This window comes from Actinomyces sp. Z16, from assembly GCF_003111765.1.
GTDB lineage: Bacteria > Actinomycetota > Actinomycetes > Actinomycetales > Actinomycetaceae > Actinomyces > Actinomyces glycerinitolerans.
This window is the reverse complement of record NZ_CP027862.1, coordinates 1,188,246-1,202,239: the sequence shown is the minus strand read 5'-3', so window position 1 is coordinate 1,202,239 and position 13,994 is coordinate 1,188,246. Positions and strand designations below refer to the sequence as shown.

General features: G+C 71.4%; 9 protein-coding genes. 5 read left to right on the top strand and 4 right to left on the bottom strand.

All coding sequences use genetic code 11. From position 1 onward, the window contains the following. Positions 1-68 precede the first annotated feature (68 nt). From rpmA to C3B71_RS04975, 3 genes are all read right to left on the bottom strand, one after another. A complete protein-coding gene (gene rpmA, locus C3B71_RS04985) occupies positions 69-326 on the bottom strand; it encodes a 50S ribosomal protein L27 (protein ID WP_073327242.1) in 258 nt (85 codons plus the stop codon). 59 nt (positions 327-385) lie between these two features. Further along, positions 386-706, bottom strand: coding sequence for a 50S ribosomal protein L21 (gene rplU / locus C3B71_RS04980; protein ID WP_073327243.1), 321 nt, complete (start codon positions 704-706; stop codon positions 386-388). Between the two features lie 234 nt (positions 707-940). Further along, positions 941-3,556, bottom strand: coding sequence for an Rne/Rng family ribonuclease (locus C3B71_RS04975; RefSeq protein ID WP_199912581.1), 2,616 nt, complete (start codon positions 3,554-3,556; stop codon positions 941-943). A gap of 951 nt (positions 3,557-4,507) precedes the next feature. On the opposite strand from C3B71_RS04975, the gene C3B71_RS04970 reads away from it, so the two are divergent. From C3B71_RS04970 to C3B71_RS04950, 5 genes are all read left to right on the top strand, one after another. Then, positions 4,508-6,001, top strand: a complete 1,494-nt coding sequence (locus tag C3B71_RS04970) for a cytochrome ubiquinol oxidase subunit I (RefSeq protein WP_108966518.1) — start codon at positions 4,508-4,510, stop codon at positions 5,999-6,001. Positions 6,002-6,112: 111 nt separating this feature from the next. Continuing rightward, positions 6,113-7,240, top strand: a complete 1,128-nt coding sequence (cydB, locus tag C3B71_RS04965) for a cytochrome d ubiquinol oxidase subunit II (protein ID WP_108966516.1) — start codon at positions 6,113-6,115, stop codon at positions 7,238-7,240. A gap of 695 nt (positions 7,241-7,935) precedes the next feature. Then, the gene (gene cydD / locus C3B71_RS04960; protein WP_181574841.1) at positions 7,936-9,687 is read left to right on the top strand and encodes a thiol reductant ABC exporter subunit CydD; all 1,752 of its coding nucleotides are present in this window, start codon (positions 7,936-7,938) and stop codon (positions 9,685-9,687) included. Then, entirely contained in the window at positions 9,684-11,588 is a 1,905-nt protein-coding gene (gene cydC, locus C3B71_RS04955; RefSeq protein ID WP_108966514.1) for a thiol reductant ABC exporter subunit CydC, read from the top strand. The genes cydD and cydC overlap by 4 nt, the downstream gene beginning before the upstream one ends. Continuing rightward, positions 11,581-13,443: a GAF domain-containing sensor histidine kinase gene (locus C3B71_RS04950; RefSeq protein ID WP_108966512.1), complete on the top strand. Its 1,863-nt coding sequence runs from the start codon at positions 11,581-11,583 to the stop codon at positions 13,441-13,443. The genes cydC and C3B71_RS04950 overlap by 8 nt, the downstream gene beginning before the upstream one ends. On the opposite strand, the gene C3B71_RS04945 is transcribed toward C3B71_RS04950, so the two are convergent. Beyond that, a complete protein-coding gene (locus C3B71_RS04945; RefSeq protein WP_108966509.1) occupies positions 13,403-13,957 on the bottom strand; it encodes a hypothetical protein in 555 nt (184 codons plus the stop codon). The two genes, C3B71_RS04950 and C3B71_RS04945, sit on opposite strands and share 41 nt — an antisense overlap. Positions 13,958-13,994: the final 37 nt, after the last annotated feature.

Here is a 13,994-nt window from a genome sequence, read left to right as displayed (position 1 = left end):
GCATGCGCAAGGGCGGACGGCCGAAGCCGCCCGCCCTCGCGGATACCGTCATGGTGATGGAGGCTGTGTCAGCCTTCGGATGCGACGACGTTGACGACCTTGCGGTCGCGGAAGGTGCCGAAGTCGACGTTGCCGGCGGTCAGGGCGAACAGTGTGTCGTCCTTGCCGCGGCCAACGTTGTTGCCGGGGTGGAAGTGGGTGCCGCGCTGGCGGACGATGATCTCGCCGGCCTTGACGAACTGGCCGCCGAAGCGCTTCACGCCGAGGCGCTGGGCGTTGGAGTCGCGGCCGTTGCGGGAGGAACCAAGACCCTTCTTGTGTGCCATGTCGGGGCTTCTTTCTGTTTCGCTGTTGCCTGAAAGGATACTGCGGCGGGGCGGCCCGCTCAGCCGATCGCGGTGACCTTGATGGCGGTGAGCTTGGCGCGGTGACCCTGGCGCTTGCGGTAGCCCGTCTTGTTCTTGAACTTGAGGATGTTGATCTTGGGGCCCTTCTCGTCGCCGACGATCTCGGCCTTGACGGAGGACTTGGCCAGGTCCGCGGCGGAAGCGGTCACCTTGTCTCCATCCACCAGCATGACGGGGGCGAGAGTTACCTCGTCGCCGACCTCACCGGCAAGCTTGTCGACAACCACGACGTCACCGACGGAGACCTTCTCCTGACGGCCGCCGGCCTTGACGATCGCGTAGACCACTTGACTGCTCATCTCTGTCGTATCTTCTAGTCGCTCGTTCCCGGGAGCGCTGCTCCACCGCTGGCGGGCGACTACTTGGGCAATGGTGCGGAAGGCACCGCCGGATTACTTTATGCGATCCGGCGGGCGACACCAACCTGTGAAGGCCCACCGGACCTGTGTTCTTCCGCACCCCACCGCTCGGAGGGGATGCTCCGGGGCGACGGCGGGCGCCCACGTCGGGGCGGTGGCGCCCGCCGGGGCCGCTTACTCCTCGGTGACGGCGCCCGCCGGGGCGGCCGTGCTGCTCTCCTCGGCCTGGGCGTGCTCGTGAGCGTGCTCGGCGGCCGCCGCAATCTGTGCCAGGGCTCCGCGCACGGCCGAGCGGGCGGCGTCGTCCCGGTCCTCGTCCCCCTGGGCGGACTTGCCGCGCCCGCCGGAGCGACCGGACCTGCCGGAGGACTTGCCCGACCTGCCCGAACCCTTGGCGGACTTCCCCTCGGCCTTGGCGCCGTCATCGTCGCGACCGCGGCGACCCCGGCCGGAGCCGGCGCTGCGCGCGGCGGAGGCAGACATGTCCACCGCCTGGTTCTCCACCGGGTGCTCGTGAACGATGAAGCCGCGCCCGCCGCAGCACTCGCAGGGCGTGGAGAAGGCCTCCACCAGCCCCTGACCGACGCGCTTGCGGGTCATCTGCACCAGGCCCAGCGAGGTGACCTCCGTGACCTGGTGGCGGGTGCGGTCGCGGCCCAGGCACTCCACCAGACGGCGCAGCACGAGGTCGCGGTTGGATTCCAGCACCATGTCCACGAAGTCGATCACCACCATGCCGCCGATGTCGCGCAGCCGCAGCTGGCGGACGATCTCCTCGGCGGCCTCGAGGTTGTTGCGGGTGATGGTCTCCTCCAGGGTGCCGTCCGCGCCGCCGGTGAAGCGCCCGGTGTTGACGTCGATGACGGTCATGGCCTCGGTGCGGTCGATGATGAGCGTGCCGCCGCTGGGCAGCCAGACCTTGCGGTCGAAGCCCTTGGCGAGTTGCTCGTCGATGCGGTGGGCGGTGAACACGTCCTCGGGGCTGACCCAGTGCTCCAGCCGGTCGGTCAGCTCGGGGCTGAGGTCGGACACGTAGTTGGAGATGGTCTTCCAGGCGTCGGGGCCCTGCACGATGAGCTTGCGGAAGTCCTCGTTGAACACGTCGCGCACCACGCGCACGGCCAGCTCGGGCTCCTCCTTCAGCAGCACTGGCGCCTTCCCGGAGCCCTTGAGCACCTGGGAGGACTTCTTCTCGATGGACTCCCACTGCGCCACCAGCCGCTTGATGTCGTCGGCGAGCTGCTCCTCGCCGGCGCCCTCCGCGGCCGTGCGCACGATCACGCCGGCGTCGTCGGGGACGATCCGCTTGAGGATCTTCTTCAGCCGGTTGCGCTCGGTGTCCGGGAGCTTGCGGGAGATGCCGGTCATGGTGCCGCCGGGCACCAGCACCAGGTAGCGGCCCGCCAGGGTGATCTGGCTGGTCAGGCGGGCGCCCTTGTGACCGATGGGGTCCTTGGTGACCTGCACCAGCACGGTGTCGCCGCTGGCCAGGGCGTCCTCGATGCGGCGCGGCTTGCCCTCCATGCCGGCGGCGTCCCAATTGACCTCGCCGGCGTACAGGACGGCGTTGCGTCCCTTGCCGATGTCCACGAAGGCCGCCTCCATGGACGGCAGCACGTTCTGCACACGGCCGACGTACACGTTGCCGACCAGTGAGGTCTGGGTGTGCCGAGCGACGTAGTGCTCCACCAGCAGCCCGTCCTCCAGGACGGCGATCTGGTTCAGGCCGTCCTGCTCGCGCACCACCATCTGCCGGTCGACGCTCTCGCGGCGGGCCAGGAACTCGGCCTCGGTGATGATGGGCCGGCGTCGACCCGCGGCGCGCCCCTCGCGACGGCGCTGGCGCTTGGCCTCCAGGCGGGTGGAGCCCTTGAGCGCGGTGATCTCGTCCCGGGAGGCGTCGGAGCGGCTGCGAGAACGACGACGGCGACGACGAGAACTGCCGGCGCTCTCCTCCGGCGTCTCGGCGGAGGTCCGGTCCGTCTGCACACTGTCCGCGGCGTCGGCGGGCGTCTCGTTGGCCTCGTCGGCGTCGTCGGCGCTCTCGACCGTGGCGCCACGGCCCTCGGCGCGGGAGCGGGCACGCCGCCCGCGTCCGCCGCGGCGGCGCTTGCGGCGGCCGGTGGCGGCCTCCTTGTTGGTCTCAGTGCCCTCGGCGTCTTCTGCTCCCTCAGCGTCCTCCGTCGGGGCCGACTGGGCGGAGGCGGTCTCGTCGGCGTCCCGGGCCGGGGCGGCGTTGCGGCCGCGGCGCTTGGCGGGGGCGGCCTCCTCCACGTGCTCGGGCGCGGTGGAGGCGGCGGTCGCGCGACGACGGCGCCGGCGACCACCGCGGGTGCCGGTAGCGGCCTCGTCGGAGTCGGTGGAGGCGTCGGTACCGCCGGAGCCGGTGCCAACGGACACAGCCGCATCGGGCTTGGCGGCCGGGGCATCCCGGTCCCGGCGTGAGGCGGACTCGGGGCTCGACTCGGCCGGCTGGGCCTGGGCGGGGGTGGTGGCGGCGACCTTCACCTTGCGGCGCCGCCGCCGGGCCAACGCCGGATCGGGGGCCTGGAACAGGAGCGACGCGGCGGGCAGCTGCGGCTCCTCCGGCTCCGGCAGGTCCTCCTCCAGCTCCGGCGTGGACGCGTCGGCGTCGGCGTCGGCGCCTGACTCGGGCTCGGGTTCAGCGTCTGCCGTGGCGTCGGCCTCGGCGTCGCCATCTTGAGCCTCGGCAGCCTCCGGCTCACCGGCCTCAGACTCGCCGGCCTCGGCGTCGGCGGCTTCTGCGTCCTCGACGTCCTCGGCCTCCAAGGTCTCCGCATCAGCTGCGTCCTCGGCGTCTTCGCTCTCCGCAGCATCGGAGGCTTCAGCCTGCGCAGCGTCGTCGGCGGCGTCGACCGCCGCGGCGTCGGTTTCCTCGGGCGTTTCCGCGGAAGCGGCACTGTCAGGCGCGGCGATGCCCTCGGCCTGGGCCGCAGCCTCTTGTGCCTCGGCGTCTGCGGCGTCGGGAACCTTGCTCGGCGCGTCGGGAGCGGACTCGGGCGTAGTTACAGCGGCGGTGACTCGGCGGTGCCGACGGGCAGGCCGCTTGGGGACGCCTGTCTCCTCGGAGCCCTGAGCGTGGGAGTCGTGTGAGCGCGATGACGAGGGGACATGGGTCTATCTGCACTTTCGGACGCTATAGCTCCGCCGTACCCGCGGCGCCATGGCGCGGTCGCGCTCCCCTGGCGGGGAGCTAAAAGCCTACGTGTGCGCCTTGCGGCGCCGGCCTGCGGCGGAACTCGCACGTTGCGGAAGTGCGGCGGCGCTCTGGGCGGCGCAATTCTTCCGGGCGGTCTCGGCCGAGGGTCGGACACCGACTGCCGGTACGGGACCGCCGGTGCCAGGGGCAGTATCCCACAGGTGTAGCCCCACCGGGTGGCAGTCGGGCTGGTGGCGCCGTCGTCTCGCCAACGGCGGACAGGCCGACCGGCGGCCCGCCGACCAGTACTGTCACAAATGGTGACAAACGCGCCCGCGACACCAACCTGCCATCACCAAAACGTTGAAATCACGCGATTTCAGAATCGAGCCGGGACGTCGGGAGGCGCGTTTGTCACCAATTCTGACAACCAACCGCCCCCACAGCCCCACACAGCCGCATAACAAGTCACACCTTTTCACGACACACCGTCACCCGCCGCCTATACTTGGCCTATCTCCCGGGGAGCCCCTATAAGGTTCCTCTTATATTTCCCGTGGCCCTCGCGAAAGGCGGCGCAGATGAGCCTCGCACCCATGGCGCTCGACTCCCTCGACGTGGCTCGATGGCAGTTCGGCATCACCACGGTCTACCACTTCATCCTGGTACCGCTCACGATCGGCCTGTCCCCACTGGTCGCACTGATGGAGACCCTTCACCTGCGCACCGGCAACGAGCAGTGGCGGACGGCCACCAGGTTCTTCGGCAACCTTCTGCTGATCAACTTCGCGCTCGGCGTCGCCACCGGCATCGTGCAGGAGTTCCAGTTCGGCATGAACTGGTCGGAGTACTCCCGGTTCGTCGGCAACATCTTCGGGGCGCCACTGGCCTTCGAGGCCCTGCTGGCCTTCTTCATGGAGTCCACCTTCCTGGGCCTGTGGATCTTCGGGCGCGACCGCCTGTCCCCCAAGTTGCACAACCTGTGCATCTGGATGGTCGCCCTGGGTACCAACCTCTCCGCCTTCTTCATCCTCGCCGCCAACTCCTGGATGCAGCACCCGGTCGGCGCCGTCGTCAACCCGGACACCGGCCGGGCGGAGCTGGACGGGGTCGGCGGATTCTTCGATGTGCTCGGCAACAAGATCCTGTGGGTCACCGTGGCCCACGTGATCGCCTCCGCCTTCCTGGTGGCGGGCACGCTCATCCTGGGGGTGTCCGCGTGGTGGATGATCAAGGCCGCCCGCGCCGGGCAGGACTTCGAGGCGCGCCGACTGTGGCGCCGCATGACTCGCTTCGGCGCGGTCACGATGATCATCGCCGGTATCTTCACCGCCGGCTCCGGCCACATCCAGGGGCAGCTTGTCGCCGAGGAGCAGCCCGCCAAGATGGCGGCCGCCGAGATGCTGTGCGAGACCGAGTCGGGCGCGGGCTTCACCGTGGCCGCCTTCGGCTCCTGCGCCGACGGCACCGCCAAGCACCTAATCACCGTCCCCTACGTGTACTCCTTCATGGCCACCAACGATCCCACCGCCGAGATCATGGGCCTGAACGACGCCCAAGAGCTCTACGCGGAGCGCTACGGCGACGGCGTGGACTACACCCCCAACGAGATGGTCACCTTCTGGTCCTTCCGCCTGATGATCGGCCTGGGCATGCTCGCCATAGGCATCGGCGTCGTCGCCCTGTGGCTGACGCGCCGCGGCCGCCTGGTCGACTCCCCGTTGCTGGGCAAGATCGCCCTGTGGAGCATGTGGCTGCCCTTCGTGGCCTGCTCCTTCGGCTGGATCATGACCGAGATCGGCCGCCAGCCCTGGGTGGTGGTGCCCAACCTCGCCGACCCCGTCTCCCAGGTCTACATGCTCACCGCCGACGGCGTCTCCCCCACCGTCGCCTCCGGCACCGTACTGGCGTCGCTGATCGGCTTCACGCTGCTGTACGCCGCCCTCGGCGTCGTGTGGTTCCTGCTGCTGCGCCGCTACGTCCGCGAGGGCGTGCGCGCCCAGGTGCCCGACGTCGTCGACGCTGCCCGGCGCCCGAGTGACGACGCCGAGGCGCCGCTGTCCTTCCAGTACTAGCCGCACCCGATGCCCACCGAAGCAGCCGCCGAGGCCCACACCGGCCGACGCCGTCGCCCGCCGACACTGCCACCAACCACCGCCCAACTCGACTAGCCCGTGGAGCCCGCCGTGACACTCTCCGTCCTCTGGTTCATCCTCATTGCGATTCTCTGGGTCGGTTATCTGACCCTGGAGGGCTTCGACTTCGGCGTGGGCATGCTGCTGAAGATCCTCGGCCGGGACGAGCGGGAGCGGCGCGCCATGGTGCGCACCATCGGCCCCCACTGGGACGGCAACGAGGTGTGGCTGCTGACCGCCGGCGGCGCCACCTTCGCCGCCTTCCCCGAGTGGTACGGCACCCTGTTCTCCGGCGCCTACCTGGTGCTGTTCCTCATCCTGCTGTGCCTGATCGTGCGCGTATGCGCCATCGAGTGGCGTGGCCGGATCAACGACCAGGCCTGGCGCGACCGGTGGGACTGGGCACACACCATCGCCGCCTGGGTGCCCTCGATCCTGTGGGGGGCGGCCTTCGCGAACATGGTGCAGGGCATGGAGATCGAGGTGGTAGACACCGCCAGCGGCGCGCCCGTGCCGGCCGCCGAAGTACCCGCAGACGCGCTTGTCGTAGGTGCTTCCCACCTGCTCACCGGAGGGTTCTTCAGTCTGCTTACGCCCTTCACGCTGCTGGGCGGCGCGGCCACCTGCCTGCTGTTCCTCACGCACGGGGCCCTGTTCACCGCGTTGAAGACGGCCGGCGATCTGTCCGTGCGGGCGGGAACCTTCGCCCGTCGCTGCGGGGTCGCCTCGACGGCGATTGCCGCCGTCTGGGGCTTGTGGGCGACCAGTTACTCGGCCACCGCCTGGGTCTGGTTGCCACTGGTGGTGGCGGCGTTGGCGCTCGTCGGTTCCCTGGTGGCCTCGTTCCGCGGCCGGCAGGGGCTCGCCTTCGGCCTGCACTTCGCCGGTATCGCCGGAGTCGGGGCGCTCATCTTCACGGCCATGACGCCCGACGTCATGCGTTCCTCGATCGATCCCGCGTATTCCCTGACCATCGCGCAGGCCACCTCCGCCGACGCCACCCTGGCGATCATGACGGTTGCCGCCGTCGTCTTCCTGCCGGTCGTGCTCTTCTACACGATCTGGGGTTACCGGACCTTCTCCGCGCGCATCAGCGCCGAGCGGATCGACCCCGCCGCCGGTGGGCTGCACCCCACGCGAGTGCGCGACAACGCCCAGCCCGCGCCCGTCGATCACTGAAGGCGCGCTCACCCCTCCGACGTTGGCGGGCCCGCAGCCCTGTGGCCTCCTCCTGGGCCTCCATGAGCTCGTCGTACATGTCGAAGTCGAGAGTGTCTGCACGCAGCTAGAACGCGTTGTTTTAGGCCGCACTATCGGCGCGAACGTGTGTTTTGGCCCGGCGGCGTGCGGGGGCGGTGTTGTTGCACGACCCTGGGCGACACTGCACGACCTTGGTGCACATTCCACGACCCCGGGGTGGTCGTGCAACGCACACCAGGGTCGTGGAACGCGGCCCGGGGTCGTGGAACGCGGCCCGGGGTCGTGCAGTACATACACGGGGTGGGGTGAGCATCATCGCCACCCCACGCGTAACGGGTTACCGACACGAACGTCATGCACTAGACCAGCGCGTCGCGGGGAGGCGCGTTGAATCATGCCCACCCCTGATAACCCCTGACTTTCCCCCACTATCTCAACGAATAGCCCCGATCACGCACACACGTTCACGCCGATAACCCACGTTCACGCCGATAACCCTCTAAGGGCCGACATGCCAAAGTCCGCAAGGGCAAGGGAATGGCCCGGCAGGTGAGCGAAGTGATTGAGTCGACCGCTCATCTGATCCGGCCCATTGGTGTCCTTGTGGATGCCTGCCACCCCGCCGAGAGCCCGCTCCCGGGACTACGGTCCCAATCCGGCACTATGCTGTTTGGGTGAAGCCGTTGGACCCCCGACTCATGCGCTACGCAGCCGCGGCCCGGCGCTACATCGCCACGACGGCGGTCACGGGCGCGCTCACCGCGCTGCTCGTCGTCGCCCAGGCCTGGCTGATCTCCCGGGCCATCTCCCCGGTCATCACCGGGGGCGCCGCCCCCAGCACCGTGCGGCCCGCGATCGCGGCGTTGGCCGGAGTGGTGACGGCCCGGGCGCTGGTGCTGTACGTGCAGGAGTCGCGCGCCCACCGGGCCGCCACCGACGTCACCATCGACCTGCGCCGCCAAGTACTGCAGCGCGCCGCCGCCCTGGGGCCACGCTGGCGGGCCGTCCACGGCGCCGACACCGCCACCCTGCTCACCCGCGGCCTGGACGACCTCGAGCCCTACTTCACCCGCTACCTGCCACAGCTGCTGCTGGCCGCCACCGTCACCCCCGCCACCGGTCTGGTTCTGCTCACCCAGGACCTGCCGTCCGCGATCGCGGTGGCCTGCACGATCCCGCTGATCCCGATCTTCATGATCCTGATCGGCCGCCTCACCCAGGCCCACTCCGAGGCCCGACTGCGCACCATGGAACGCCTGGGCAGTCAACTGCTGGACCTGCTGGCGGGCCTGCCCACCCTCAAGGCGCTGGGACGCCAGGCCGGCCCCGCCCGGCGGGTGCGCGAGCTCGGCCGCGCCTACAACGCCACGACCATGTCCACGCTGCGAGTGGCCTTCCTGTCCGGGGCGGTGCTGGAGTTCATCACCACCCTGTCGGTGGCGATCGTCGCCGTCGAGGTGGGCTTCCGGCTGCTGTACGGCCGCATGGACCTGGCCACCGGCCTGCTGGTCATCATGATCACCCCGGAGGTCTACCAGCCGCTGCGCCAGGTCGGCCTCCAGTTCCACGCCTCCGCCAACGGGGTGGCCGCCGCCGAGGCCGTCTTCGCGGTGCTTCAGGAGCCCGCGCCGACGCCGGGTACCGCCCCCGCCCCAGACCTGCGCACGGCCCGCATCGAGTTCGCGCAGGTGTCCGTGTCCGCCCGTGGCGCCTGGGCGCCCGCCGACCTTACGGCCACGATTCGCCCGGGCCGGGTGGTGGCACTGACCGGCGCGTCCGGCACCGGCAAGACCACCGCCGCGCAGCTGCTGCTCGGCCTGCTACCCCCCGACCGGGGTCGGGTGCGGGTCATCGCCGCCGACGGGCCGCCAATGGACCTGGCCGACGTCGACCCCGCCTCCTGGTGGGAGCAGATCGCCTGGGTGCCGCAGCGCCCCGTGATCGTGCCCGGCACGCTGCTGGAGAACACCATCGGCCAGACCCCTACCGACGCCACCGCCCAGGTCCCGCCCGCCCTGGCGGATGCCGCGGCGGCCACCGGCTTCGACGCCGTGGTCGCCGCCCTGCCGGACGGTTGGCGCACGCGCGTGGGTCAGGGCGGCGTGGGTCTGTCGGTCGGGCAGCGTCAGCGCCTGGCCCTGACCCGCGCCCTGGTCACCGACGCGCCCCTGGTGCTGTTGGACGAGCCCACCGCCCACCTGGACGCGGCCAGCCAGGCGCGGGTGCTGAACGCCGTGAACGCCCTCCGCGCGGCCGGCCGCACGGTCGTGGTAATCGCTCACCGGGCGGCACTGGTGGCCCTGGCGGACGACGTCGTCGAGGTGGCCTCGCGCCCCACCCCCGCGGCGGACTCGAGCGGCGCCACCCCCGCTGCGAGCCCCGCCGAAGCCATGGACGCGCTCGTATTCTCCGAGGACAACCGATGAGCGCCGCGCTTACCACCGCCGAACGCCGCGCCCTGCGCCGCGCCGTGACCCTGCTCGACCTGGACGGCACCCGCTTCGCCGCCTCCGTGATCGTCGGCTCCCTGGGACTGGCCAGCGCGGTCGGCCTGTCCGCCGTGGCCGCCTGGATGATCGCCCGCGCCGCCCAGGCCTCGGAGGTGGCCGCACTCGGCGTGGCCCCCGTCGCGGTGCGCCTGTTCGGCATCTCCCGCTCCGTGATGCGTTACTGCGAGCGTCTGCTGTCCCACGACACAGCGCTGCGCGGCATGACTTCCCTGCGCACCCGCCTGTACGAAATCCTGGCCGCCGCCCGCACCGACACGGTCGCCGGACTGCGGCGCGGCGACGTCCTGGCGCGGGTGGGGGCCGACGTGGATGCGGTCGGCGACCTGGTGGTGCGCTCACTGCTGCCGATCGCGGTGGCGGCCGTGCTGGGGCTGTCCACCAGCCTGGGGGTGGCCCTCGTGTTTCCCCCGGCCGGCGTGATCCTGGCGGTCTGCCTGCTGCTCTCGGGCGTGGCCGGCCCGCTGGTGACGATCCGCTCGGCCCGTGCCGCCGAGCTGGCCCGTCAGGAGCAGGCCACCGACCTGTCGGCCGCCGTCATGAACCTGCTCGACGGCGCCGACGAGCTGCGCGTGTCCGGCCGCATGCCGCGCGCCATGAGCGACCTGGCGGGCTTGGAGGCGCACCTGGCCGCCACCCGCGACCGGGCGGCCCGGCCCGCCGCACTGGCCGCCGTCATCGACACCACCGCCATGGGACTGGCCGTACTCGGCAACATACTCGTGGGTGCCCCGGCCGTGGCGGATGGGCGCCTGGCGCCGGTGTGGCTGGCGGTGATCGTGTTGGTGCCGCTGAGCGCCTTCGAGGCCTCCGCCGCCCTGGGGCCGGCCTCCGTCCAGCTGGTCACGTCGGCCGGCGCGGCCGTGCGCATCGTGGACCTGCTCGACGACGCCGCCGCCTCCGCCGCCCGCGTGCCCACGCCGCGTCCGCTGCCGGCCGCGAGCGCCTCCGGGCCGCGGTTGCGCGCCCGGGGGCTGGCGGTGGGCTGGCCGGGCGGACCGGTCCTGGTCGACGGCGTGGACCTGGACCTGGCGCCGGGGCGGCGCCTGGCCGTGGTGGGTCCCTCCGGCATCGGCAAGACCACGCTGCTGCTGACCCTGGCCGGACTGTTGGAGCCGCGCGCCGGTGAACTCACCCTGGATGGGGCGCCGCCATGGGGGGCCGAACGGGCGGAGACTGCCGCGCGGGTGAGCCTGACCGCGGAGGACGCCCACGTCTTCGACACCACCGTGCTGGAGAACCTGCGCGTGGCCGACGGCGCGCTCACCCGCGAGCGGGCCGCCGCCCTGCTGGCACGTGCCGGCCTGGGCGACTGGCTGGCCCGACTGCCCGACGGACTGGACACGCGCCTGGGGGCGGGTGCGACGGCCGTGTCCGGCGGGGAGCGGCGCCGCCTGCTGCTGGCCCGCGCCCTGGCCGCGCCCGCACCGCTGATGCTGCTGGACGAGCCCGGCGAGCACTTGGACGCCGCTACCGCCGATCGCCTGGTCGGGGACCTGTTGCACGCCGGCACCGCGCCCGCGCCCGCCGCCGGTCCGGAAGCCTCGAACGCTGACGCGACCGGCCCGGCCGCCGAGGCCCGCGGCGTACTGCTGGTGACTCACCGCCTGTCGGCCCTGGCCGACGCCGACGAAGTACTCATCCTGGGCCGCCCGCACGCCGCCGCGCGCCCAGACGAAACGGGCGGCTTCGACGGCACCGACGATTCCCCGGCCGGCACCACCGCCGTCGTGACCCGGCGCGGCACCCACGCGCACCTGACCGCCGTCGACCCCGATTACCGCTGGTCCCTTCAGCAGGAGCAGGAGACTCATGTCTAACACGCCGTCCTACCCCGGCAGCCCCGGCCACAGTGCCGTCTCCGCGCCGACGGGAAGCACCGTCGGGCTGTTCCGCGCCGCCCTGCGGCTGACGAGCTCGCTGAAGGTCCCGGAGGCACTGAACCGGTTGGTCGACTCCGCCTGCGCCCTGACCGGGGCGGCCTGGGGGACGATCGCCGCCCCCGGGGCCGCCGACCCCGCCACCGCCGCCGCGCTGACCACCGGCACCGCCACCGTCTCCACCGACGAGCTGGCCACCATGGTCGCCGGCGCGCCGGAGGCCGGACCGGAGGACTGCGGCGTCGTCGTCCGCAACACGCCCGCCGGCGATGGGCAGCGCTGCGGCTCGATCCTGTCCGCCCCGCTGCGGGTGCACGGGCAGGTCTACGGCCGGCTGTTCCTGTGCGACAAGCAGGGCGGGTTCACCGACGCGGACGTCACCGCCGTGCTCACGCTCGCGGAGGCCGCCGCCGTCGCGCTGGAGAATGCCCGCCTGTACCGGGAGGCCCGCGACCGTGAGCAGTGGATGGCGGTGTCCCAGGAGTTGACCACCATGCTGCTGTCCGGGGCCGACGAGGGCGACGCGCTGACCCTGATCGCCCGCCGCGTGCGCGAGGTCGCCCACGCGGACACCTCCGCCCTGGTGCTGCCCAGCGTGGGCGACACCTGGATCTGCGAGATTGCGGACGGGGAGCACGCCGACGAGCTGATCGGCACGTTCTTCCCGCCCGAGGGCCGCGCCCTGAAGACGCTGGCGCGCCGCACCGGGCTGATTGAGGACTCGCTGGCCGACGCCTGGGGTGCCTCCGACCTGCTGGTTGAGGAGCTGTCCCAGTTCGGCCCGGCCCTGTACGCCCCCATGATTCACCGCGGCCGTGGCGTCGGCGTGATGCTGCTGCTGCGTGAACAGGGGGCGGAGCGCTTCACCCAGCAGGATCTGGAGATCGCGGAGCTGGTGGCCGGGCAGGCGACCATGGCCTTCGAGCTGGCCGACGCCCAGCACGCCGAGGAGATGGCCACGCTCCTGGATGAGCGGGCCCGCATCGGCCGCGACCTGCACGACCTGGCGATCCAGCAGCTGTTCGCCACCGGGATGCAGCTGTCCGCCGCCCGCGACCGGCTGCAGGCCGAGGGCACCGCCTCCGGCACCGACATGTCCGTGGCCTGCCAGGCGCTGGACGCCTCCCTGGCGGCGGTGGACGACTCGGTGCGGCAGATCCGCTCGATCGTGCGTTCGCTGCGCGACCGGGATGAGGACGTCAGCCTGGTGGAGCGGCTGCGGCGGGAGGCCTCTCTGGCCCGCACCTCGCTCGGCTTCGCGCCGTCCCTGATCCTCACCGTCGACGGCCACGGCCTGGCGCAGGCGGAACGGGACCGGGAGGACGAGCTGATCGGCGTCATCGACGCGGCGGTGGAGCCGGACCTGGCCGACGACATCGTGGCCGTGGTGCGGGAGGGCCTGTCGAATGTTGCCCGCCACGCCAAGGCCTCCTCGGTGACGGTGGACGTGAAGGTGGAGGGGCTGCTCACCTCCCAGCCGCCCGCCGGGCAGGACGGGGCGGCGTCCGGGGATGCCGAGCCCTTCCGGGGCGCGCCGGTGGTGGAGGTGGTGTGCCGGGACGACGGCGTGGGTGTGGACCCGCGGGTGACACGCCGCTCGGGGACCGCGAACATGGCCGAGCGGGCCCGCCGCCACGCCGGCAGCTTCGTGATCGGCCCGCGGGCCCGTTCCGACGGCGAGCGGCGGGGCACCTGCTTCACCTGGCGGGTGCCGCTCCATCGGGGTAGCCGAAGCGGGCTGCCTGATTTCATGCTCAGTGGCGTGACCGGGCAGCCTTCTGCGCCGCCCTCCTGATACGCCACCACTGCTGCATCTGGAACGGGTGGTCGTCAGGAAGACCTTCATACCTGTCAACTTGTTCCGGGTCCGCCACCAACAGCACGCCCAGATCGCCCATGCGCTCTCTGGTCGCAATCAGCATCTTGGCAGCGGCCACGGCTCCAGAACTAATCCATTCGCTTTCGATGCGATAGGCTCCAACCAGCAACTCGGACCTGCCCTGGCCGATATCCCGCGCCATTGCCACCATCTTCACCACGCCGAGGCTCCGCCTGACCCATGGGAACAGCAGAGCCAGTGGAGCAACCATATACACGACGGGGGTGAGCAGAATGAGTTTGATCGCATGCCCCCGCCGCAGCGCGGCCCCGGTCCAGGGACCGTACTCGCGCAAGAAGGGATCAACATCCCACGCCTCCAGGGAGAAGCCCTCCCGCCCCAGCACATCAACCGCCACCCGCACCGCCTCCCGAGCAGGCAGTGCCACAACAAACCGGCGAGCCGGATACGTGCTACCAATCAAACTCACAGCCCACTCCTCCCCACCCGTTGACCGCGTAGCCGTC

Bases quoted from the DNA above. Each gene is read 5' to 3' on its own strand.
- rpmA (WP_073327242.1), bottom strand. From the start codon at position 326: ATGGCACACAAGAAGGGTCTTGGTTCCTCCCGCAACGGCCGCGACTCC.
- C3B71_RS04970 (WP_108966518.1), top strand. From the start codon at position 4,508: ATGAGCCTCGCACCCATGGCGCTCGACTCCCTCGACGTGGCTCGATGG.
- rplU (WP_073327243.1), bottom strand. From the start codon at position 706: ATGAGCAGTCAAGTGGTCTACGCGATCGTCAAGGCCGGCGGCCGTCAG.
- C3B71_RS04950 (WP_108966512.1), top strand. From the start codon at position 11,581: ATGTCTAACACGCCGTCCTACCCCGGCAGCCCCGGCCACAGTGCCGTC.
- cydC (WP_108966514.1), top strand. From the start codon at position 9,684: ATGAGCGCCGCGCTTACCACCGCCGAACGCCGCGCCCTGCGCCGCGCC.